This is a genomic window from Pectobacterium actinidiae (assembly GCF_000803315.1).
GTDB lineage: Bacteria > Pseudomonadota > Gammaproteobacteria > Enterobacterales > Enterobacteriaceae > Pectobacterium > Pectobacterium actinidiae.
In genome coordinates, this window is record NZ_JRMH01000001.1 from 1,398,716 (window position 1) to 1,421,698 (window position 22,983).

26 protein-coding genes are annotated in these 22,983 nt (G+C 47.4%); 7 read left to right on the plus strand and 19 right to left on the minus strand.

The genetic code is table 11. The features are described from left to right. Positions 1 to 3: 3 nt before the first annotated feature. The 15 genes from virB9 to KKH3_RS05980 all read right to left on the minus strand — a co-directional run bounded on the left by virB9 (position 4) and on the right by KKH3_RS05980 (position 11,907). Positions 4 to 909 carry a P-type conjugative transfer protein VirB9 gene (gene virB9, locus KKH3_RS05910; RefSeq protein WP_039356884.1) on the minus strand — a complete coding sequence of 302 codons (906 nt, stop codon included), beginning with the start codon at positions 907 to 909 and terminating at the stop codon, positions 4 to 6. Further along, positions 909 to 1,592, minus strand: coding sequence for a VirB8 family type IV secretion system protein (locus KKH3_RS05915; protein ID WP_039356886.1), 684 nt, complete (start codon positions 1,590 to 1,592; stop codon positions 909 to 911). The genes virB9 and KKH3_RS05915 overlap by 1 nt, the downstream gene beginning before the upstream one ends. Further along, positions 1,585 to 1,722 carry a putative periplasmic lipoprotein gene (locus tag KKH3_RS22205; RefSeq protein ID WP_039356888.1) on the minus strand — a complete coding sequence of 46 codons (138 nt, stop codon included), beginning with the start codon at positions 1,720 to 1,722 and terminating at the stop codon, positions 1,585 to 1,587. The genes KKH3_RS05915 and KKH3_RS22205 overlap by 8 nt, the downstream gene beginning before the upstream one ends. An 84-nt stretch (positions 1,723 to 1,806) precedes the next feature. Further along, entirely contained in the window at positions 1,807 to 2,871 is a 1,065-nt protein-coding gene (locus KKH3_RS05925; RefSeq protein WP_039356893.1) for a TrbL/VirB6 family protein, read from the minus strand. 10 nt (positions 2,872 to 2,881) lie between these two features. Further along, positions 2,882 to 3,106 (minus strand): EexN family lipoprotein, encoded by a 225-nt coding sequence (locus KKH3_RS05930; RefSeq protein ID WP_039356896.1) that lies wholly within the window; start codon positions 3,104 to 3,106, stop codon positions 2,882 to 2,884. Positions 3,107 to 3,117: 11 nt separating this feature from the next. Next, positions 3,118 to 3,822 (minus strand): TrbJ/VirB5 family protein, encoded by a 705-nt coding sequence (locus KKH3_RS05935; RefSeq protein WP_039356902.1) that lies wholly within the window; start codon positions 3,820 to 3,822, stop codon positions 3,118 to 3,120. Positions 3,823 to 3,842: 20 nt separating this feature from the next. Further along, complete coding sequence (locus KKH3_RS05940; protein ID WP_039356904.1) at positions 3,843 to 6,587, minus strand: VirB4 family type IV secretion/conjugal transfer ATPase; 2,745 nt, start codon at positions 6,585 to 6,587, stop codon at positions 3,843 to 3,845. A 10-nt stretch (positions 6,588 to 6,597) separates the two neighbouring features. Continuing rightward, positions 6,598 to 6,891, minus strand: a complete 294-nt coding sequence (locus KKH3_RS05945) for a TrbC/VirB2 family protein (RefSeq protein ID WP_039356906.1) — start codon at positions 6,889 to 6,891, stop codon at positions 6,598 to 6,600. Beyond that, positions 6,891 to 7,598 (minus strand): lytic transglycosylase domain-containing protein, encoded by a 708-nt coding sequence (locus tag KKH3_RS05950; protein ID WP_039356911.1) that lies wholly within the window; start codon positions 7,596 to 7,598, stop codon positions 6,891 to 6,893. The genes KKH3_RS05945 and KKH3_RS05950 overlap by 1 nt, the downstream gene beginning before the upstream one ends. Positions 7,599 to 7,674: 76 nt before the next feature. Then, positions 7,675 to 7,908, minus strand: a complete 234-nt coding sequence (locus tag KKH3_RS05955) for a hypothetical protein (RefSeq protein WP_039356914.1) — start codon at positions 7,906 to 7,908, stop codon at positions 7,675 to 7,677. Positions 7,909 to 8,269: 361 nt separating this feature from the next. Then, positions 8,270 to 8,479 (minus strand): TraR/DksA family transcriptional regulator, encoded by a 210-nt coding sequence (locus tag KKH3_RS05960; RefSeq protein WP_039356918.1) that lies wholly within the window; start codon positions 8,477 to 8,479, stop codon positions 8,270 to 8,272. Next, on the minus strand, positions 8,469 to 9,053 hold the full coding sequence (locus KKH3_RS05965) for a DUF2857 domain-containing protein (RefSeq protein ID WP_039356923.1): 585 nt from the start codon (positions 9,051 to 9,053) through the stop codon (positions 8,469 to 8,471). Before KKH3_RS05965 ends, KKH3_RS05960 begins: the two co-directional genes overlap by 11 nt. Positions 9,054 to 9,067: 14 nt before the next feature. Beyond that, a complete protein-coding gene (locus tag KKH3_RS05970; protein ID WP_005967095.1) occupies positions 9,068 to 9,262 on the minus strand; it encodes an AlpA family transcriptional regulator in 195 nt (64 codons plus the stop codon). A gap of 152 nt (positions 9,263 to 9,414) precedes the next feature. After that, the gene (locus KKH3_RS05975) at positions 9,415 to 10,329 is read right to left on the minus strand and encodes a hypothetical protein (RefSeq protein WP_039356925.1); all 915 of its coding nucleotides are present in this window, start codon (positions 10,327 to 10,329) and stop codon (positions 9,415 to 9,417) included. A gap of 675 nt (positions 10,330 to 11,004) precedes the next feature. Then, entirely contained in the window at positions 11,005 to 11,907 is a 903-nt protein-coding gene (locus KKH3_RS05980) for an AraC family transcriptional regulator (protein ID WP_039356928.1), read from the minus strand. Positions 11,908 to 12,125: 218 nt separating this feature from the next. Between KKH3_RS05980 and KKH3_RS05985 the strand changes: the two genes are divergently transcribed. Together KKH3_RS05985 and KKH3_RS05990 are read left to right on the plus strand one after the other, a co-directional pair. After that, positions 12,126 to 12,719, plus strand: a complete 594-nt coding sequence (locus KKH3_RS05985; protein ID WP_039356930.1) for an NAD(P)H-dependent oxidoreductase — start codon at positions 12,126 to 12,128, stop codon at positions 12,717 to 12,719. A 310-nt stretch (positions 12,720 to 13,029) separates the two neighbouring features. Further along, positions 13,030 to 13,707: an FMN-dependent NADH-azoreductase gene (locus KKH3_RS05990; protein WP_039356933.1), complete on the plus strand. Its 678-nt coding sequence runs from the start codon at positions 13,030 to 13,032 to the stop codon at positions 13,705 to 13,707. A 133-nt stretch (positions 13,708 to 13,840) separates the two neighbouring features. Here KKH3_RS05990 and KKH3_RS05995 read toward each other — a convergent pair whose 3' ends face one another. Beyond that, positions 13,841 to 14,836, minus strand: coding sequence for an aldo/keto reductase (locus KKH3_RS05995; RefSeq protein ID WP_039356935.1), 996 nt, complete (start codon positions 14,834 to 14,836; stop codon positions 13,841 to 13,843). 350 nt (positions 14,837 to 15,186) lie between these two features. Between KKH3_RS05995 and KKH3_RS06000 the strand changes: the two genes are divergently transcribed. The 5 genes from KKH3_RS06000 (at position 15,187) to KKH3_RS06020 (ending at position 20,157) form a co-directional block, all read left to right on the plus strand. After that, positions 15,187 to 16,200 (plus strand): zinc-dependent alcohol dehydrogenase family protein, encoded by a 1,014-nt coding sequence (locus KKH3_RS06000; RefSeq protein ID WP_039362174.1) that lies wholly within the window; start codon positions 15,187 to 15,189, stop codon positions 16,198 to 16,200. Positions 16,201 to 16,338: 138 nt separating this feature from the next. Continuing rightward, positions 16,339 to 16,977, plus strand: a complete 639-nt coding sequence (locus KKH3_RS06005) for a flavodoxin family protein (RefSeq protein WP_039356936.1) — start codon at positions 16,339 to 16,341, stop codon at positions 16,975 to 16,977. 303 nt (positions 16,978 to 17,280) lie between these two features. After that, the gene (locus tag KKH3_RS06010) at positions 17,281 to 18,423 is read left to right on the plus strand and encodes an NADH-dependent flavin oxidoreductase (protein ID WP_039356938.1); all 1,143 of its coding nucleotides are present in this window, start codon (positions 17,281 to 17,283) and stop codon (positions 18,421 to 18,423) included. A 204-nt stretch (positions 18,424 to 18,627) separates the two neighbouring features. After that, a complete protein-coding gene (locus KKH3_RS06015; RefSeq protein WP_039356941.1) occupies positions 18,628 to 19,389 on the plus strand; it encodes an SDR family NAD(P)-dependent oxidoreductase in 762 nt (253 codons plus the stop codon). A gap of 24 nt (positions 19,390 to 19,413) precedes the next feature. After that, complete coding sequence (locus KKH3_RS06020) at positions 19,414 to 20,157, plus strand: NAD(P)H-dependent oxidoreductase (RefSeq protein ID WP_080756520.1); 744 nt, start codon at positions 19,414 to 19,416, stop codon at positions 20,155 to 20,157. A gap of 140 nt (positions 20,158 to 20,297) precedes the next feature. On the opposite strand, the gene KKH3_RS06025 is transcribed toward KKH3_RS06020, so the two are convergent. The 3 genes from KKH3_RS06025 to KKH3_RS06035 form a co-directional block, all read right to left on the minus strand. Further along, positions 20,298 to 20,984 carry a DUF4405 domain-containing protein gene (locus KKH3_RS06025; RefSeq protein WP_039356944.1) on the minus strand — a complete coding sequence of 229 codons (687 nt, stop codon included), beginning with the start codon at positions 20,982 to 20,984 and terminating at the stop codon, positions 20,298 to 20,300. A gap of 20 nt (positions 20,985 to 21,004) precedes the next feature. Beyond that, on the minus strand, positions 21,005 to 21,664 hold the full coding sequence (locus KKH3_RS06030; RefSeq protein WP_039356947.1) for a flavodoxin: 660 nt from the start codon (positions 21,662 to 21,664) through the stop codon (positions 21,005 to 21,007). A gap of 105 nt (positions 21,665 to 21,769) precedes the next feature. Beyond that, positions 21,770 to 22,894, minus strand: a complete 1,125-nt coding sequence (locus KKH3_RS06035) for an alpha/beta hydrolase (protein ID WP_039356950.1) — start codon at positions 22,892 to 22,894, stop codon at positions 21,770 to 21,772. Positions 22,895 to 22,983 lie beyond the last annotated feature (89 nt).

A 22,983-nucleotide genomic window follows, 5' to 3' on the forward strand; every position in this document is an offset into this window, starting at 1 on the left:
TTGTCAGTGGGTTGCGGGCTTTTCCACCCGGTCAACATGCGGTGAAACCGTGGCACCATCAGCGGCCTGGACCTTACCGACACCACGATTTTCCAGGCCGACCACGGCGTTACCGGAACGCAGGACCAGACGGGGTGTGACCTCCTGAATGACCAATACGGTGAAGTTGCCTTTTCTGCGTATACTGCTGTTAACCACATGCTCCTGGCCGTTCAGCTCTTTTGTCACGGAGGGAATAGATTTGGCCGGGGAGAAGCCTACGAACGTAAAGCGGCCATCGTCATACGCGAAATCCGGCACGATACGGGGGCTGTCGCGCCCCGGATATTTGAGGTAGTCCCAGTTGCGCGGCGTCTGCGCGGCATTCAGGGCCTGCTGAATGTCAGCCTGCTGCTGTTTTTGCTCCCGCTCCAGCGTTCTGGCCGCTGTCTCACGGCTGGCCTTTTCCTGTGTTTCACCCGGATAACGGTAACTCACCTGGAAAGCGGGCTGCTGCGGTGACTTATCATCGATGACGTTCAGCTCGACGTTGTACAGCCGACGGGTGGTGACGACCAGCAGGTTGGTATGCCAGTCGCGGCTGCTGGGCGGGATAACCACCTGCGTGGTATTACCGTCCGCGCCGGGCGCGCCCTGAACGAGCGCCACCGGGCGGATGTTGACCCGGTTAGCGTCCGGTGTGGCTTCCCACGCTTCCTCAAAACCGGGTCTGGCGCTGATAACCGCCTCGTCGTTGTCAAAGACCAGTGTGGTCATGAAACCGGGACGGGTATTGACGACGGTAACGTTCAGCGGGTTATAGACAACCTGCTGAACGCGGGCATCATAGCGGCTGGCCTGCGGGGTGGCCGCGCACCATGCTGTGCCACATATCATCAGCGCCAGCGGGATAAGAATGATGCTTTTCATTATTCACCTCCCCGGATCTCACGGTCTGCCTGCCAGCTGGTCACGATAAAGCCGAACGGGTTAACCTCCCGCTCCGTATCGCTCATTTCTCTGCCAGGGTCGGAGTGAAACGTCAGACGGGCATCCCAGTATTCGGTGCGGGTGCTGTTGTCTGCGAGGCGGCGGATGGTCTTTTTGTAACGAAGGGTGGCAACTTTATCGGGGTCAGTGCCTGAGGTGATCTGGTTTGAAAGTATGTCGATTCGTACGGTATGCACCCCGTTCAGGTACACCTTATCCGGGGCGTCATTTCCAGCATAGAGTGCCAGATAGTCATCGTTGACCTGAGGACTGTTATAAACCTGTACCGTGGCGTAATCATCCTGCAGGGAAGGGTAAACATACCGTTCACGCAGCCTGACGTAACTGGACGTCATCGCTTTCTGATAAGCCGCCTCCGCCGTCAGACTGGTTTTCGACGCACGGGTGACGTGTTCCACTCGTCCGGTATGATTATCCACGGCGTAGAGCTCAATGACCGTTTGTTTCAGCGGCAACATCAGCACCACGGCGGTAAGCGCCAGTGCGGCGGTGAGCAGGCCCGCGACGCCCACCATAAACCCGGCTTTTGTGGCACGTTTGTCCCGCTCAATCATCTGCTGTTCAAAGGTGCGCGAATCCGCAATGAGGGTCTGTTCACTCATGATTGTTTAACTCCGCCATTATCTGAGGGGTGTTCACCGGGATGCCCTGACCACCAAAGGCACAGGGACGGGGGGACTGCGCGCATCCGGAAAGCGCGCACAGCAAAACCAGCGCAATCAAGCGTTTCATGGGATGTTTCCTTAGTGAGATGAAAACAAGGTTATGTTTTCGTCGGGAGGATTAACGGGAATATTTCAGCAGGGGATGACAGGTTTAACGATGGAATTTCTGAACGGCCGTTTCTCTTGATTGCGCCAGCCGCCGGGCTTCGTTGCGGGCGATCATCTGTTCAATCGCGTTCTTACGTGCCTGAGCTGCGCTGTATCCCGGACCACTGCCGGGTTTACCCGCACTGGCATCACTCCAGCCCTGGATAGTGTCCTGAAGGGTACGGGTAGTCTGCTTACCGGCTCCTGCTGCCAGTTTCCCGGCACCAAACGCCGCCGCGCCGATACCCACCGCCGCCAGCCCCTGCATAGACACGGTTGCACTGGCCCCGGCCAGCGCGCTGGCCAGTTTTGCGGAGAGGTAGACCAGTATTGCTGCGCAGATACCGGCCAGACAGACCTGTGCACCTAGTTCCACAATGTTGGATTGTGCAGACAGTTGTGTTGCAATATCTAACCGCGAGTTTAAATAATTAACGACAATGCGTAGCGACAACGCAGAAAACAGAACCGTTAATATGGCGGCGAAAACATTTTGCAGCCAGTTGTTAAACATGGGGCGTAAAAAGCCATACAGCAGACAAAAGATAAATACGGGAGCTGTAATACTCAGCAGTAAAACCATGACTTCCGCGATCATTGAAATAAAGGCGGTGATAATCATTAAAACGAATATCCCGAGCCAGACATAAAATTGAGCCGTCATACCCTCATCTTTTATGTATGTTGAGTTATCCATGTCGTGTAACGTTTTACCCAACACCTTCGCTTTACCCCATAAGCTATCCAGTAACTGCCAGATATTATCACTGCCGGAAAATCCCTCCTTCAGGCCATTAATGGCATCAATGACCCCATCAAGATAACCGCTGACATTTGCCACAAAGGACAGGATGATTGCCATCCTCATGATGTCCCACGTGACATCCTCCATAGGCATGGACAACTTACCTGCCAGGGTCTGGTATCCACGCCACATGATATAGAGCGTGGCTGACGTTGCCACCAGCCCCACCATCATGGAGGAGTATGACATCATCAGTCCCTTTGTGGCGTCAGTAATTCCTCCTATCAGGTGTTTTTCAACACCGATAAATACACCACCGGGCATATTAACCTCACTATGAGTTCAGGTCGGGAGTGGGGGCATTTAACTGCTGGATTTGATAATGGGCTTCATTGGCGTTTTTACAGTTATCCGAGGCATCGCCGGTTTTCTGGCATTTTTCATACACCGCTTTTAGCTCATCGGGATGATCTTTGTACCACTGAGTGGTTTTGGCTTCTTCTTTACAGCCACTGATGATAAATAATAAAGACAGGAAAGAGAGGGTTAATAAACGCATGTGAGACTCCTTTAGCCGTTTAAATCAGGGGTTGGTGCAGTTAACTGTTGCTGATTCCACTGTTTAATACGCATATCCTCCAGGACTTTTTCGCGCTTTTCTGCTGCCTTCACGCTCATTTCCCACTGGTCAGTGAGCGTGTTCAGCATCACTGATTTTAGCTGAATACTGTTGGCAAGGTCCTGAGATTCCTTTGAGTCTTTGGACAGTGCGATACGGTTCGAGAGGCCGTTAATCTCGCCCAGTGTCTGGCTGACCTGATTCTGGATTTCGTCAGTCTGCTCAAGCTGGATCGCCTTATTAATGACCAGTTGTTTGCAGGTATCTGCATAGCGTCCTGACTGTTCGGCATTGCAGGTATCGAAAACCCGGTACTTCGCGTACAGTGCATCGAACTGTCCTGAGGTGCCGCCGGAAAGTAGCAGGTCATTGAGTGTCTGGCCTGGCTTGCGCAGTTTTTCCAGATCAGATTTCAGACTCTTCGCCTGATCCACAAAGTCTGCAATATCCCGGACGCCGGTGGCCGTCGCTAACTGATTTTTGTACGCCTGGATCTGGCTCTGGTAATGTTGCGCGGTCTGCATCCAGCGCTGCGCTTCTTTCAGCCATTCGAGCTCACGCAGCGGGTCAGCATCAACAAGGACAGGAATACCGGCATGCGCCAGCGGGCTGACAATGACGCACGCGAAAATCAGAGCATGAAAATGCCTTTTCATCATGGATCTCCTTTGGGTTATCAGAGTGCCTGAGCCAGGTAGGGTTCCAGCCATTCATGGGGCTGCATCCCTTCACGGTACAGGGAATCAAAGATTTCGAGGTTATCGGCGCTGCCGCTCATCACTCGGGTGTATCTGCCGATACCTGAGAGGTCGAGCGTCACGCGTGCAGCAAAACGTTTTGTGTCGCCACGCCTGAACTGATTTTTCACTACCACATACTGGCGGGCCTGCGGATCCAGATTTTTCACCACATCGAACACTTCCGGTTCAAACTTCATCCCGTCAACATAGTGGGCCCGGTCGGCGCTGGGGTTCGCTGCCAGAATCTGCGTGCCACACTGCTCAATCACGGCGGGCGCAATCTCATCCCTGATGATCTCCGCCGGGGACTGGGTTCCCACAACCAGCATCCCGTTGAGCTTACGGATGGTTTTCAGTCGGTTATAGGCGAAATCCTTAAAGATCGGATCCCGCAGCCATTTCCAGAACTCATCCATGAAGATAACCAGTCGTCGTCCGTCGAGCAGCGTGGTGATGCGGTACAGCAGGTAAAAGGAGATCGGCGCACAGACGTTGACATCATCCAGAAACTCCGTGCCGTCAATGCCAAAGTTATCGCAGTGGCTGATATCGAAGGTATCCGATGCGTTATCAAAGACCCAGCCAAACTCGCCGCCCTGCGCCCACTGCGACAGCCGAATACTCAGGCCGTTTTCCTGTGCCTCCCGGGTGGCAGGCTCCGGCAAATTCTCCAGTAAACGGGTGATCCCATGGATGCGGTACTGTGGCTCATTACTCATCACCGCCTGAACGGCGTCATTCAGGCGGCGTTCATCACGGGGCGTGATGGTCGCGCCGTTACGCGTACACAGCAGTTTCATCAACTGACTGATGAAACTGATATTGCGTTTCGTGGGTAACAGTGAAAACGGGTTCCAACCTGTAGGGTCGCCATGCGTGATGCGATAGTAACGGCCTCCCAGCGCCCGGATATTCATTTCCGCGCCCCGATCCTTGTCCAGATAAACGGTGGTCAGTCGTTTGGTTTTCGCATCGGGAGAAAAACTGTCCATACGGCCGTATTTCTGCTGCATGTTTTCAAGGAAAGTCATCAGCATGGTTTTACCCGAACCGTTGGTGCCGAGAATGCAGGTACTGGCCGGGTTCTTCTCGTTGAACTCGTCCTTGTCCGCCAGCGTGTTATGCAGGTTCAGATAGTAGCCATCCCCTGACGGGGTGCGCAGTAAGGCCATCGCATCCCCCCAGGGTGCGTTATCGCGCTTGCCGGGATAGAAATTGTGCAGCGCGGCCAGCTCAACAAAGTTCTGACTGCTCAGCTCTCCCTTGCGTGGGCGCAGGTGATAATTGCCGGGCAGTTGCGCCATATACGCAGCTGAAAGCGAAAGCGCGGCGGGAACCGGTGTAATGCCGAGGTTGTTCAGGGCACTGCTGATTTCACTGGTATCGGCCACCAGATTGTCCAGCGAGCGGGAAAACACCATGATGGATAAATGGTGTTTTCCATAGGCGATTTTCCCCGAGGTCAGCAGGTCGAGCGCCACATCCAGATCCAGTCGCTGTGACACCGCATCATCATCTGAACTCATTAACAGACGTCGGGTACGTTTGATGGCCTTGCGGGCTTCTTCACGTGACATGCAGGTGTACGACTGGGTGATTATATAATCGCAGGGGGCGTACAGCAGCGAGTCCATCATCCCTGTCGCGGTCTCCTCCGGGAACTCCTTCACCTCCAGCCCCCGGAAATACTGTGTACCGCTGGCGTGGTTTATCTGCCCGGACTCCCCGGAAAAGAACAGCGCCGCCGACCCCATCATTGAATAGGCCGGAGCGCGGGTGACGGGCACCTTGCGCCAGTGGTGCGTCAACAGGTACTCATAAAAAGATAACTGGGAGGAGAATACCACGTGACCTTCGGTGAACGTGCCAAGAGGACGTGCGGCGTAGCGTGACAGTGCGGAATCGAGCGAGCTTTTGATTTCCAGCATTTCCCGCAGTGCAGCGTCAAGCTCCTTCAGTTTCTTGCCGTCATTCATGCGTCTGCGCCCGGCTTTTTCCAGGCTGACAAACGGACGGTAACAGATGGTCAGGAACAGGCGGTTACGGCGAAATGGATCCGCCGCCAGCGAGGCATAATACAGACGGCTGATTTCATCGGCGTAAGGGTTGCCGGACGGCTTGTGCAGCGAGTCGGTAAATGGCTCCCGCACGTTATGGATATAAAAGGTGACCGGCATCCCCTCGAATGAGCGGATGAGTCCGTGCAACTGGTTGCGGTCAATACTGAGGGTTTCGTCTGATTCGCAATCGAACGGGGTCCCCGTCAGTTCCCAGGTACAGTAGAGATCACTGTGTGGTGAGCGAACAACATGCTGATGAATATGCGATGAATACGGAATGTACTTCCTGAGCGTGGCACATTGATTCAGTTTCATGGCGTTGAGAAACTCCGTGATATCAACAGCATCATGCTCGACGGGCATAAATGTTGTTGCGCCAAACAGACGGTTTGCTGCCGGTTTTCCTCTTGCCCTGAGCCAGACGGCAATCAGGCTGAACCGCATGGGTTCATTCCGGGTGACGGATTTCATCACCAGAAATTCAACCGGGAGCAGGGCAAGGAGAGCGACGGAAGTCCAGACAGCGACGATGATGGTGATACCGGTGACACCCAGCAGGGGCACCATCGGCACCCCCCACAGTGCCGCCGGGCGTTTCATTGCTTTGAGCAGCTTTGCCATAGATGACCTCTCAGCTCATCAGCAGTGCGCCGATCTCACTGCCCCCGCCAATCAGGATCCCGCCGATAATGATGTAGGCGCACTGGGACAGGCTTTCGCCTTTCCAGAGGGTCTTGTAACCCACCCAGATCACGGCCACGGTGATGGTGATCGCCGCCAGACCATGAAGACCGGTGGAGACCTTTTCCATCACGGTATTTGCGCGAGTGAAACCATCGGCAAACGCCGGGGTTGTTGAAAAAACCATGAGCACACCTACGGAAACAGCACTGACAGCGGTCTTTAGCTTGCGAAAAAGTGTCATTATTCTTCCTCACGGGGTGACTGAGAGAGTCTGCGACGTACTGACGGCGCGGAGATCTGTGCGATGGCGATTTTCCCCTGACGGAGTTTTGCGGGGACGGCCCGGACAACTGTCCCCGGCCAGATCAGACGGGGAGGGGATGGCTTATCAGCAGGGATCGCTTCGAGGGGATTCGATGTTGTGGATTTATCCTCGCGGGTACCCGGTACGGCATAACGGGGAGATGCCGAAACATAACCCATCCGCTGCACATAGCTGGTCCCGGAAAAAGCCGCTTCAGGCTTTTGTCCGGTACGGAAATTGCCGGAGTAATAGCAGCTCAACGCTCTTTCTAGAGAACCGCCACGTTGGTAGCAGTCGCTGAGAATGCGTTCAAAAACGGACAAATTGGTGCAGGGATCAAGCAGGTCAGTGGCCGTCACACCGTAGTGACGGAAATTGGTGCTGGTGATTTGCATCAGTCCCACAGAGTAACGGCGGCCCTGTGTCACGAGGCGGCGAATAATGAGCTCAGCTTTGTCCCGGCTGGCGGGCTGATGGGAAATAACATTGTTATCTCCGAGGGAGCGAGTGGCCTTCGGGATAATTTCGGCGATGGCATAAGGGTTAAAACCGGATTCCACCCGTGCCACGTCGAGTGCAGTGGACGGATGAATGCTGGCGGCACACTGCATGGCCGCCGCCAGAAAGGCAGTGGTGGAAAGCATGATTGCCTCGGAGTTGAAGGCAGTGTGCCAGTCAGTCGACCCGGCACGCTGCGGAGTAAGGGGTAATAAAGAAGGGTTAAAGCGCCGTTTCGCCGGGCTCCGCACTCTGTGGCGGATTGTTATCCTCTCGTGGTTCAAGCAGGACCAGTTTGCCGGAAACCGCAATACCGGGTGTCAGGACAATATTCAGGCCGGGTTTGCCGTTATGGGCAAATGCCACGCCAACCCTGGTCCAGTAGGTGTTTTTTTCGCCCTGCATATCGGGCGGGCCTTCCTGGGTGACAAATACGTGGTAGATGGGTTTTCTCATGAATTATCCTCTCATCAGAACGACAACGAATGAAATAAACGGGTCACATCCCGATTCTGCATTCCGGTTTTAACGGGTCAGCGAGAACATTCAGCGGCACCCTGAATTGTGGTTGTGTGACAGCCCGAAGCACATTGTTAAAGAGCAATACTCGCCCTGGACGCATAAACGCCCATCAGGTGGACCATCGAATACTGGTGTGTTGAGGATGCTATTTCAGTCAGGAGGTGGAAATGGGAAAATCAAAACGTTGATGAGAGATAAAATAAATAAAGGTTATTATTGGAATGCGATTTTATATATGGGGAAATATAAAGACGCGCAAAGAAAATAATTTCTCCGCACGTCTTAATGATTATTTTTAGCGATTACGGCGTTCAATTATGGACTGACATTCAATACAGGTTGTCACTCCTGGCAATGATTGTCTTCGCTTCTCTGGAATGGGCTTACCGCAGAAACGACAGTCGGATAGTGAGGGAGTGCCAGCCGGTTTGAAACGGCTTTGTTCAATCATTTCTTCCAGTCGCTGCTCATTAAACTCCTGATCACGGTCGATCTCATCTGGCATGCGATGTCCTCCTGTTCAGTGCTTCTTTCTCACAAAGGGTGATGCAGTTCCAGACGGCGGTGAGGGAAGGCCCTTTTTCCCGCGAGGACAATGATTCAGTGACCTGCATCATCGCTTCCAGTGCTTCAGAAGTATCAAGGTTTTCATGACGGTTCTTTTGCCATGACAGCCAGATTTCGGCATCGATAGCTTCATCAGGGACAGGCGTTCGGCCATAAGGGATGGTGACACCCAGCAACCGGCGACGAGTACAGACCTCGTTTGAGGTGAGACCAAAAAAGTGATTAAGGAGCGCAATAGACCCTCTCAATCTTATGGCACGATTAATCTGTTGCTGATGTTGTACCTCCTCGCGTGAAAACGTCAGGAGCTCTTGTAAAGCGTCGTGATGGACTGTGATCGACATAAACTGTGTGGATGCACGGATGACGATGAAGAGTTCGTCGAGGGACAGCTGATTGAGGGCATTCAATTCGTCGTATGTGAATCCTAACGTTTCACAATAACGAAAGTTGCCTTCCTTGAGGGCGGCAAGGGCATTTGTTAATACTGCATAATTCAGTGAGGGGAACATAGGTACACCTCCCTTCAACGCGTCAAGCGGTTAGCTAACTTGAGGTTAATCCATTCGTCAATTTCAGATTCGAGCCAAGCTACGCTGGCAGGCCCAATCTTTATTGAAGAAGGAAAGGTTCCCTCTTTCATGTACAGGTAGATTTGTGAGCGCTTTAGTCCGGTTTTTACTTCCACTTGTTTCAGCCGTAATAACTGATGAGATGTCATAAATACCTCCAGTGCAGAAATGGGATATGCCCGGAGTGGGTAAAAAAACACAGATAGGGGAGGAGGGAAAGTTGATGAGCCCGCATTACGGACACCACAATCCTTAATACGGGTTTTTAGATTGAAGTATGTAGTGTCATTTTAACTGGGCCCTAAATGGACGTAGGAGAACCGCGTTCAAGCGCCGTTTTTAACGTATCGCCGCTGAATCGGTCGGTCATGCCTTCGGCTGATGCCCACTGTTCAAAGATGGATAGAAGTTTATAAGGTTGTCTTATTAGTGGTCTTATAGACTCATTATTTTTACAGGCAAGCCAAAACAGTCTAGATAATGGTGTAGATATACGCGTCGAGGATGTTTCGGAAATATCGTTTTTGGCATGTATACTAAGTAATTTGTCAAACTCGGCCTGTCTGATGACAAAACAAGCATCTTCTGGTAAATCATGAATCGGGAAATATTCACTATGGCTGTATTGATTCGTTTTTTGGTATGGTTTTTTTTCAGTAATATGCAATGCAATATTCTTAGGGAGTTTCATGAGTTGCAGTCTTATCCTTTCACGATATCTGATTTTTTCAAATATTTGAAAATGACAATCGTCAATGTTGACGGTAAGTCCATAGTTAATATTAGTTTCTCCGACTACCGGTAGTGGGATACCGAGGGACCTAGCCAATAAACGTTGAATTAGTATGTATTCATATCCGATAAGCGTGGTGTCAATCACTTTTTGCTTGAAGTGAATATATTCCCCTCCGGTGATGACGATTAATCTTCTATTATTGATAAAGCAGTTTTTTTCTAGAATGCATAGCTGGTTAATCAGGTTGCCTCCTATAGTTTTAAGTTTTACTTTAGCATTTGAAAACTTTATTTTTCGTAAGATTACTTGAGATTGAAAATAGATAGAAAGGTTGATGTATCCATATAAAGCATAGCGATAAATGTCAGCTTCTGTTAACTGTGATTTTCTTGTCTTCGTCGCTATAACGATTGCCTCTGGTATCGTAATCCAGTTATGATTATTTTTCGTGATATTTATTTTTCTATTTTTTATTGTCATGATTAATCTCCATTTATATGACGGCAATCTATTACCTGAAGATCCTTTCTCTCTTTAGTAATTTATGGCATATATTAGTCTCTAATAAATTTCCGGATAGATGATCGGTTTTGAAAGTCATAGTTTTGTCGATAAATTATTTAATTGTATTTTTTATTGTAGTTTTTATTTCATGAGTGAGTTTTTTTTCCTACTCATGCGCTATTTCATAATCAATCTAGACGTGGTGATCCTGTTGTTATAAATTGGCTACAGTGCTGTTGGTTATTTTAAAACCCCCTTCGTTAACTTTCCATTGAGGGGTGGAAATTAGCAAGTTCAACGAATTTTAGAGCTTATTTAATTTTTTTTAGACTGGCTGATTTCATGATGGAATTAGGAAGTACAGGCGGCCCTCGTCAGTGAAGATTTGGACGCCATTCTGGATACCATCATTTTACATCTATATCTGAAATATACTGATGTTGTTTAGTGTAGTGATGCGCTGATACTGAAAACTAAATATCCGTATTGTGAGGATAAACGTCTCGCTTTCGAGACGTTACTGGCTCAAGGGCGCTTAAAATTCTGAGTCCTATTAAGATGGAACTGACAATAATCTAAACGCCAAAATTTCTCGACTTGGGTCAGTTAGCATGTAGCTGATATCTATCTACACATTGGGGTGCCCCATTTTTATTTGCTTGAGGAATATTTCCTTAATTTTTTCATATCTCGGAGCGGAGGTGAGCCAAACAGTCGGGTATATTCACGGCTGAACTGGGATGCGCTTTCATATCCGACACGAACGGCAGCGCTGCTCGCATCAAGACTTTCGTTCATCATCAACTGCCGAGCTTCTTGTAATCGCAAATTCTTTAAATATTGCAAGGGACTCATATCGGTTAGTGATCGGAAGTGCTGACGGAAGGCCGAAGGACTCATATATGCTTTGGCGGCCAATTCCTCCATCGATAAGTCCTGGGTGAAATTGAGCTTTAGCCATGACAGGACTTTGGCAATTTGCTGCCCTGGTGACCCCAGTGTGACTAGATGTCTCAATGTTGGGCCATGTTGTCCGTGTAGTAACCGCGCGGTTATCTCCTGCTGAATTAAGGGGGCTATGTGGGGAAGTAACGTATGGTCATTCAATAGTCGAATAAGTCGACAGATGGCTTCCAAAAGGCTCTCATCAAGTTCAACTACCGATATTGCACTGGTGCTACACGTTTTTACTGTATGGGAAAAATCCATATCGGCCACCAGTTGAGAGATAAGCCGAGCATCCAGATTCAGACGAATTCCCAGATAGGGCTCATCTGCACTGGCTTTGGTGACATGGGAGACAACCGGCAAATCGACAGAGGTTACAAGAGATTGACCTGGCCCATAGTCGAAGATTTTATCACCCAGTGTTACCCGTTTCCCACCCTGAACGGTAATGCCTAGCCCCAGCCCGTAGATACAAGGCATGGGTGCGGTGGCGGCGCTTCTGCGATAAAGTGAGAGTGCAGGGATTGCTGTTTCGTAATCACCATCGATAGTTGCCATCTTGGCTACCAAGAGTGCCAATCTTTCACTGCCGTTTTGAGCTAGCATCTGCTCCTCCCCTTTTCGTAAGATTTTCCGATATGTTCAGTAATGAAAAGTCTAACATTGTTCTGTAATTATATTGCCGATATTGATAGCGGTTAATCGAATTAGGCAAAAAATCAATCATATCTGGCAAGCGTGAGTTTCACTCACCGAGCCATACTATCTGCCTACAAATACTGTCTTTCGCACGTCTCTTAAGGCAATCAAACGCAGGAAATATTATGAAGAACGTATTGATCATCAACGCACATCAGTTCTATGAAGGTATTTCGTCAGGGAGTTTAAACAAGACGTTAATTAGCGTGATTCAAGAGGCAATGGAAAAGCGCGGTTACACGGTGAAACTCACCGATATAGAACGAGGCTATGATATTAATGAAGAGGTTGAAAAGCATCTTTGGGCTGACATCATTATTACCCAATCTCCTGTGTACTGGTTCAGCACACCTTGGATTTATAAAAAGTATGTCGATGAAGTCTTTACTGCTGGTCTTATGCAACAGTGTTTCCTGGTGGATGATGGCAGAACGCGGCAAGATCCAAGTCGGCAATATGGTTCGGGGGGGAAAATGCAAGGTAAGCAGTACATGCTTTCGCTGACTTGGAATGCCCCGAGAGAGGCCTTTGATGACAAAGAACAGATCTTATTTTCCGGAAAATCGGTGGATGATGTGTTCGCTTACAATACGGTCAATTACAAGTTTTGCGGTGTCGAACCAGTGCCGTCATTTTCGTGTTTCGATGTAATGAAAGCTCCTGAGATCGAGAAAGATATCGAAAGACTGAAAGAACATTTGGCATATATTTTTTCCTAAAATAGATATCTGGTTGATTACCATCGGTTATGTTTTAAAAGAGCTAAAAAACCTAGACGGTACAATGCTTAAATCTATTAATAACTATTTTAAATAAATAGATGTATCTGGTTTGAATCTATAATGTCGTCTCCTCGTGATTTAGCAGTGTTAATCGAGGAGATAATATTAATATCTCCTTAGTCAGTAATCGGTTGTGCCAATTTTACAATAATCACTTATTTCTTGATAAATAGAAATTAATTGACTCAATATACTCTGATACCAGAATTCCTGCTAAATATTTAATGTTATCGAAAAGGATAAAAAGATGACAAAAATTCTGCATATTGATGCCAGTGCGCGCCCGGGTTTAGGCGGAATTGATTTACATGGTTCTTACAGCCGCCGCTTGACCCACGATTTCGTAAAGTATTGGTTATCACGTCAGCCTGATGCTGCCGTTCGTTATCGTGATGTTGGGCTGCAACCACCCGATCATATAAACCATTCTTGGATTGAGGCTGGATTCGGTTCGGGTCTTGAGCCGGTAGAAGTCGATCGCGTATTGGAAAAAAGTAATGAATTCGTCGATGAATTACTCTGGGCCGATTTGTTGGTTCTGGGGGTTCCTATGTACAATTTTGGTATGCCATCTAGCCTGAAAGCGTGGATAGATAAAATTGTTCGGCTGGGGCGGACACTGTTTTATACTCCCGATGTTCCTGGACATCCTTTCACTGGTGCCTTTTCTGAACGGCCACTACCGGTTGTACTTTTATCTTCACGCGGTGACCATGGAATGGATCCGGGGGGAGAATATGCACATATGAATCATCTTGACCCTGCTATAAAGACAGCTCTGGGTTTTATTGGCATCAATGAGATTCATTGCATTGCTGTTGAACATCAATCTGAAGGGGGAGACGCTTTATCCCATTCCCTAAAGAGTGCCTTGTCACGTACTACGGATCTGGCGGATACCCTATTGGCAACACGCGGTGTCTGAGGTTTTGTTAGGAGGCTGAAGTTTTTTCTTGGCCGATAGTGTGGAGATAAAAATATTTTCACCATGATGAAAATAATTAGGCCGAAACATCTTTTCGGCCTAATTATTTAGTCGTGTTTTGAAGCTACCGCGTTCACAGACCAACCATTTTCATTCCACTTTCCGGCAGACGTTCTCCGACAATTGATATTGTTGATAATGCTTCGTCGATTTCCATCTTGTTTTCAGCAGAAAGCTCAACGTTGACCGAGCCCAGATTTTCTTCCAATCTATGTGGCTTCGTTGTGCCTGGAATAGGAACAATCCATGGTTTTTGAGCAAGCAACCAAGCTAGCGATAATTGGGCTGGCGTTATCCCTTTACGCTGTGAAAGCGTTTTTAAAACGTCGACCAGAATGGCGTTAGCTTTGCGGGCTTCAGATGAAAAACGAGGAACCGCAACGCGAAAATCTGAGTTTTCAAATGCCGTATTCTCATCGATCTTTCCTGTGAGGAAACCCGCGCCTAATGGACTGAAAGGGACGAAACCAATGCCGAGTTCTTCGAGGACAGGTAATATTTCATTTTCAACACCCCGATAAAACAGTGAATACTCACTCTGAACCGCAGCTACAGGATAGACAGCATGGGCGCGACGGATTGTTTGGACCCCGGGTTCAGAAAGGCCAAAATGTTTGACCTTGCCTTCAATAACCAGATCTTTAACTGTGCCAGCGACATCTTCTATCGGTACGTTTGGATCAACGCGGTGTTGATAAAGTAGATCAATTCTATCAGTTTTCAGCCGCCTTAAAGATGCTTCGACAACAAGCCTGATGTGTTCGGGGCGGCTGTTGAGTGTACCGTGTCGATAGCCCGTATCTTGATCAATATCGAAACCGAATTTGGTTGCAATTACGACGTTGTCACGGATTGGCGCAAGCGCTTCACCGACAAGCTCCTCATTAGTGAATGGTCCATAAACCTCCGCCGTATCGAAGAAGGTGACACCTTGATCGAATGCACTTCGGATGAGGCTGATAGCCTGTTGCTTATCTATTGCTGTTCCATAAGCGTGGTTTAACCCCATGCAGCCTAGCCCTAAGGTAGACACTTCCAGCCCATTTTTGCCCAATAAACGTTTTTTCATTTTTCACCATTTTACTATGTCGCGGGTAGTTTTTACGTTAAACCAATCATGTTATTCGTAAATAATCGATATGTATCATCTTGGCTCAATTTGAAAGGTGAAACTAGATAGAGAATATTGCATTCTGTTATTAATCCTATTTATAAATCCGATTTATTAAAATTAGTATATCTCTTAATCTTTGCTATCGCTGGCATCATTGTAGTTGCGAACTGAAAAATAAAAAGCATTCTTAAATTCCTTATTACAGGAATGATTGGATTAGGCAATTAATGTGACATATTAGGCAATGATTTTTGGTGTGGTCCACGTATGGTTATGTATTTAAGGATGAGGGTGAGAAACATTACATGAAAGCATATCGTTTAGATAATTTCACAAGTATTGATGACCTGCATGTACAACAGGAGAGCATCCCACACCCACAACAAGGTGAGGTATTAGTTCGCATTCATGCGGTATCACTGAATTTTAGAGATATCGCAATCCTTCGCGGTCAGTATCCTGCTCCTCATTTAAAGGGATTGATCCCAACAAGCGATGGAGCCGGTGAAGTTATTGCCATTGGGGAGGGGGTTGATTATTTTAACGTCGGAGATCGGGTAATGGGGACGTTCCACCCCCGTTGGTTCGCAGGGCATATGCCGACTAATCTCTTCCATTATGGTTATGGCAGTATGTCTGATGGTTGGCTGGTTGAGCAGAAAGTCGTCAACCAGGAATCACTCGTTCGTATACCAAATAATCTTTCCTATGAAGAGGCTGCTACATTGCCTTGTGCTGCATTAACAGCATGGAGCGCACTTACCGACGGTTCTCCTGTTCGCTGTGGTGATACAGTCTTGATTCAAGGGACAGGTGGTGTCTCTATCTTTGCGCTTCAGCTTGCTAAGGCTGCTGGCGCTTCTGTTATTGCGACGACATCCAGCACGGAGAAAGCTAAACGTTTACGCGAGCTTGGAGCCGATCAGGTTATTAACTACCGCGAAGAACCGCGCTGGGGAGATCGTGTGCGGGATTTGTCTAACGGGCAAGGTGTGGATCGTATTGTGGAAGTGGGTGGGCCTGGCACAATAGCGGAAAGTCTACGTGCAATCCGTCCTGGTGGCGAAATAGCCCTTGTTGGTTTCGTGAGTTCTGGGGGCGCGGGCGTAGACTACATCAATATGTTTATGAGCGGTGCGACATTGCGGCATATTTCAGTTGGTAGTCGTGAAGCACTTAAGGAGCTCGTGCGTGCGATCGAGATGGCCGATATTAAACCAGTTATCAACCGCGTTTTTGATTTTGAGGAAGCTAAGCAGGCTTTTGTTCATCTTGACAGCAGAGCACACTTCGGAAAAGTCGTCATAAGATGTTCCTAGAAGCAGACCTACGTAGAGTGGCAAAACCATTCCACTGATCGTTCACGCTGCTGTGTAATGGTTGTTGCAAATCGGTTTATCACCTATCAGCTTCGCAGATTAACCCGTTAGTCTGCGCCCTATATAGAGGTAAGCAAGGTGAGCTGGAAGAAAAACATGTTTGTTTATGCAGCGGTGTTGGTCTTGGTTGTTGGGAGTATCCCTTTTATCGTTATGGTCGTAAAGGATCGGACTTATGTTCCAAGCCCTGTTTATGCGCCTACTGGTGAATCAAACCGTGCAGTTGCAGTCGTCTATTATTCTCGTTCAGGGCATTCTGAGGCTGTGGCGCGTGAAATTGCCCAGACATTTAATGCCCCGATTGCTCGTATATATGCTGAATATACTCTCGATATTGCAGGGCAAAGAAATGCTGTATCGGATGCAAGTAAGGAAATACACCCCAAAATCATTGTGGAACCTATCGAGTTAGCGCCAGTTAAGCGAATTTTTCTGGTTTCACCGACCTGGATGTTCCGCCCTGCAACACCTCTCTGGGCTTATGTTGAGCAGACGGATCTTACAGGAAAACAAGTTGTGCTTATTACCACGGGTAATAGCAGATTCAAACAAGAAGAGACGGATGCTTTTGCGGCGCGGGTGGCGGCCCACGGCGGTCATCTCGTTCACCATATCTTCCTGCGTCGTGGGCGTATTTATTGGCAGAAGAATCGTGAAGAATTGATTGAGGACGTCAGAGATCAGATACGTCAATACCAGCATGTCATATTATTGTAATTATACGCTAACTCATCAGCGGATGAATATTCCTTGTTTGAGCTATAAAACGCTACGCTACATTTACTATTTTCAAGAATGGACTTATTAGTTTAGGCAATAACCGGGGTGATTTTTCACAGCGTATTTTATCGTACTTAGGCGATACCGAATGTGTAAGAAAATATTATCATCTGTGCATATGTAAGGTGGTATTGAAACTAAATAGTCATGACTACGAATGATATCAGTGTACAGTCATTCTAGGAGCTGAATTGGTGGGATTATAGGACCGAGAACAATCTATTTTTAACAGGTAATCCTATGAATGAGAACTTTCATAAAATATTTGAACCCTTCGTTTTCCCCAACGGAATTACTCTACGTAACCGTATGGTGATGGCTCCTATGACAACGTGGGCCGGTAATACCGATGGAAGCATCTCTGATGAAGAGATTACATACTATCGGCGCAGGGTAAATGGAGTTGGCCTTGTCATTACCGGCTGTACTCACGTTCAGGAAAACGGTATTGGTTTCACCAATGAATTTGCTTCTTACGACGATCGTTTTATTCCGAGTTTGAAGCGGTTGGCTGACGCGGGGAAGGGCGGAGGATCACACATGATTTTGCAATTATTTCATGCGGGAAACAAAGCTATACCTGAGTTGATACCTAACGGTGATGTTGTCAGTGCCAGCGCGGTCAATACTGAGGCTGGGCCTTTCGGCGTGCCTGCGCTTACGCCGCGTCAACTTACTCACGATGAGATCAAAGAGGCCATCAGGGCCTTTGGCGATGCCACTCGTCGCGCCATAGAAGCCGGTTTTGATGGTGTTGAACTGCATGGTGCTCATAGTTTTCTGATTCAGAATTTCTTTTCACCAAAATTTAACCGCCGGACGGATGAATGGGGCGGATCGCTTGAGAATCGCCTGCGTTTCCCGCTGGCCGTGGTGCAGGAAGTAAAACGCGTCATCAAGACCTATGCTACTGGACCGTTTATTCTTGGCTACAGGCTTTCACCGGAAGAACCGGATAGGGAGGGACTGAGAATTGACGATACCTATGTACTTATCGATGAGCTAATTAACCACGGTATTGGCTATATTCACGTTTCACTCACAAATATCCTTGAAACCTTGCCTATAGATAGTGCTGAAGACAAAACGATAGCGATGCTACTTCTCGAGCGCATCAATGGACGTGCCCCTGTCATTGCCGCTGGGCAGATCAAAACCCCCAATCAGGCTGCTGAGGCCCTTGAGCTTGGCTTGCCACTTGTGGCGATCGGCAAAACTCTTGTCGTTAATCCCGATTGGATAGAGCTGGCAGAAAAGGGACATTCTGAAGAAATAGACATCGCTTTAGACCAGTCAAAAATCGCGTACAGTGATATCCCGAGTAAGTTGTGGGACGTGATTGACGCTACTCCTGGTTGGTTCGACATTAAAAACGCAAAGTAGAATATTTAGGCAATAGCTGACACGATCGATTAATTAAATATCGACACCCCCATTCGCTTTGCGGCTGGCGCTGATGCTGTACAGGCTTTTGAGAATAAGGCCCAGGTGCTTCTCGATCAGGCTGATGTTCACCGCAAGCTATCTTCATCGCTCGCGCATGGTGATGTTTAACGCTCTGTTTCATAATTCACTGAGGATATATTCATGACATCAAAACTTAACGGTACCGTCGCCCTTGTGACGGGGGCGAGTAGTGGAATCGGTCATGCCACTGCTTTGGTTCTTGCTGCACAGGGAGCATCAGTCGCACTGGTTGCCCGCCGACAAGAAAGGTTGGAAGCGCTTGTTAGACAGATTGAAGAGGTTGGTGGGACTGCATTTGCCATTCCTGCAGATATAACTGACCGTGGACAAGCAGAAGCGGCGGTCCAACAGGTGATCGATCGATTTGGACATCTGGATATTTTGGTCAACAATGCAGGGCTGATGTTGCTCGGCCCTATTGTTGGTGCAGATCCTGATGAATGGGAGCGTATGATCGCCATTAACCAGAAGGGTTTGCTCTATATGACGCATGCGGCTTTGCCTCATTTATTAGAAGCTGCGGAGAACGGCCCCCGCCGCGTTGCCGATATTGTAAATATCTCCTCAATTGCTGGCCGTGTAGCATGGGCGAATTACGGTGTTTACAACATGACAAAGTTCGGTGTTAACGGGTTCACCGAGTCGTTGCGCCAAGAGATCACCAAAAAACATGTTCGAGTTGGTGTGCTTGAACCAGGCGGTGTCAATACAGAATTAGGCTCGCACAATAGTGGGCCGATGCGCGAAAGCATCGATACGTTCTATAAGACTACCGAGGTTCTGCAATCGGAAGATATAGCCGAAGGCGTCGCTTATATGGTTACACGACCACGCCATACATCTGTCAGTGAGCTGTGGATCATGCCTACCGATCAAGCCTAACTCTTTCTTATAGGAACTATCCAAATGAGTAATCCACCGTTCAAAGAGGATGAAGATAAGGATGTGGGTAATATCGCGGGATATGAGCGCCGCACATTCATTAATATGGGGCTCATTGTAACTGCGGCGGCACTGTTACCTGGCTTTGTAGATAGTGCCGTTGCTGCCCCACAAAGCACGAAACAGAATGTTCTTGTGATCAACGCACATCAAAAATATCCCGGTATTAGCGAGGGAAAGCTTAATAATACGTTCACGGCCTTGATCAAGGATGAGATGACGAACAAGGGGTACGAGGTCCGGGAAACTTATATCGAGCAGGGTTATAATATTGATGAGGAAGTGCAAAAGCATCTTTGGGCAGATATTGTTATTACTCAGTCACCGATGTTCTGGTTCGGAGCGCCTTGGATCTATAAAAAGTATGTCGATGAAGTGTTCACCGCAGGTATGATACAGCAAAGTTTTATATCGGGGGATGGGCGGACATCAGATGATCCGAGTAGGCAGTACGGTAGCGGTGGGAAATTGCAGGGTAAAAAATTCCTGTTATCCTTGACAATGAATTCGCCAAAAGAAGCATTTAACGACAAGAATCAAAAGTTGCATGCAGGGCGCTCTCTCGAGGATCTATTTTCTGCGACCACATCTGTTTATAAATTTTGCGGTTTTGAAATTCTGCCTATATTCGGCTCTTATGATGTAATGAGAGCTCCGCAAGTTAGCCGTGATATGGAACAATTGAAACAGCAGTTGGCGACCTTGTAGTTTTATGTGTCAAAATAAGCCTGTTTTTTTAGAGTAAAAAAATCAAGTCACTGAAAAAATCAGTGACTTGATATTATATCTTTTTTTCGCGATTTAATACTGTTGTGTAACATATTCCAAGAAGGTATATCCTTCCATTATTATCCTCCTGTAGGCTTTTCTCTAAACAAAAATAGCCATAATAAATATCTTGTCAGGTAAGAGAAAAAAATGATGACAGCAAAAAAATCCCAATAAAATATTGCTTTCGACTCTTCAAAGTTGAAGAAGGCAAAATCCACCTGAATCAATAAATATGGCAGCATGTCTCGATAAATAAAGGTATAAAGGCCGTATATTGATATCACAATAAAAATAAGTGGCATTATTTTTGTGGCGAATAATGAAATTGGTGAAATACTCCATATCTTGCAGAAAAAATTAGCTAACATTTTCCAATGCAAACCTAAATGCAGGGCAATAATAACCTGCCCCCAATGTACACTGGTCATGTGTATTTTCCTGACAAGATCTGATGTGCTATGGATCGGCAAGTCAGGTAAGACATGCCGTGATAGCATTATTCCACTAAGTATTGCGGAAAGTAAAACCAACATTAAGAGAATATTCACCGATACTTGTAGGAAACGGAGTGCCGAATATTCCCCTTGAAAGAGTTTTTGGAACCAATGGCTATTTAAACCGTTATGCAATAAAATAATAAAGAAAAAAATAACACCAAGCCATTCATGTATATTTTCACCCCATAAATGAAACCCCATCAGTGATAACAAAATTAACAGCATCACCGTATCTTGAATGACCTGGAATTTATATTTTGCTTTCATTTACTACCCTGCGATTTCTGTTATTGAGGCAACTTATCCAGCCAATTGGTAACGTCTGTTACTGTCTCATCATCCGTCACATCGTTTCTTGAAATCGTGAGTCCTTGAGTAATGAGTTTGGCATTCGGTTGAAGGCGTGCAATTTCACTAAGTGAGTCTGAGAAACGGCTACCGCCATGCGTTGTAAAGGGAATGATGGTTTTTCCACGTAGGTCGTGTTGTTCTAAGAAGCTGTATAACACCATCGGCATTTTGTACCACCAAATGGGGTAACCAATAAATACCGTGTCATAATTATTAAGATTTTCAATCTTTGCTTTCATTGCTGGACGTGCATTTTCTTTTTGTTCTTTTTCAGCATATTGTAATAAAGGGTCATGCTGCAAAGGGTAAGGATTCACTGTTTCGATACGAAATAGGTCTCCGCCAGTTTGCTTCTGAATGAGCTGAGCAATATATTGCGTGCTACCGAGCCTCTCGTTATTTTTCTGTAATACGCTAGCCCCAGACACGCCATCAACGCCTTCTAACTTGACATCTTCAGGCTGAGAAAAATAGACAACTAAAATACGCTTTCCTTCCTGACTCTGTGGGGCGGCGATAGCCGTTAAACTGCTGACGGACATTGCCAGAAAAATAAATAACCGTACGGTAATGAGTCGCAAAGGGGAATTTCTCATACAGTAATCCTCATAGTATGTCTGGAATTTACGTTGATACTTATGTGCTGCGCCCACTGGAGTGTAGACAGTGGGCGGTTTTTTCCTGGTGTGGCAATGTTCAATCTACGCTAAATATTGTTGGTAAAAGGCCGTCAACTTTGTGACAGCTGGTGTAACGTATTGTGGTTTATCATACATATCAATATGGCTTGCACCCGGAACGAGGAAGAGTTCCTTAGGTTCCTGCGTTTTCTGATAAGCAAGCTCACTAAAATACAGGCTATCTGCTTTGTCACCAGCGATCATCAGTGCTGGGCGTGGTGAAATCGTTTCAAGTTGTTCAAACGCGTAATATGCCATCTGGGCAGGAAGACTTGAGAATACGGAACGAGCGGGCGCATTCGGGTGTTGGGCCCGCGCTGTACGGTAGTACTCATAGCCCTCTTTATACATAACAGGCGTGCTGTCTGTGAAATCCTTTGTTGATTCCGGCACTGCTGCGGTAAGGCGAATAGGTTCTCCCCGTGCTTCGCGAGTTCTTTGCTCTGAGGCTTCTTTCAGAAGTTTCATGCGTTGCTCGTAGGTGCGGGAATTTGCAAGACCGTTTCGCCGTAGATCGCCAATGTCAGCGGCGCTGACAGTAGCAACAGCTTTGACGCGTAGCTCAGTCTGAGCCGCGTTTAATACATATCCGCCGCCGCCGCATATACCGAGTGAACCGATACGATCTGCATCAACATAGGGAAGGGTGCTGAGAAAATCGATGGAACAACTGATGTCGTCCACACGGGAGGATGGTAATTCCATCAGATAGGGTTCACCACCGCTCTCTCCCTGATAGGAAGCATCGTACGCGAGTGTGACAAAGCCCTGTTCGGCCAATTTTTGGGCATAAAGGCCGGCAGTTTGTTCTTTTACTCCGCCGATCGGGTGAGTAACAACAATGGCTGCGTATCTTTTATTCTTATCAAAATCAGCAGGTTTGAATAGATTCGCAACGATATTTGTCTGTGTATTTCTGTTGGAATAAGTAACACGATCGATGGTAAGACCTTTCTCGTTGGCGTATCCAATCACGGTAGGCACTGTTACTGTCGCACGTGGGGAAGCTGAGGCCGTAGATTTTGCTGATGCAGCTGAGGCTAAAGAAGGCATCAACATGCTTCCCCCCATTGCAACGCCAGAGACTACCAGCGCGGATGTACCCAGAAACTTACGTCTTTGCTCGTTAAATACTTTATCGTTCATAGTAAACTCCGTTGTACCATATTTGTAAATTTGATCGCATTATTACTTTGGTAACTGTATTCGGTAGAAGAGCGATGAATGCGCCCCCC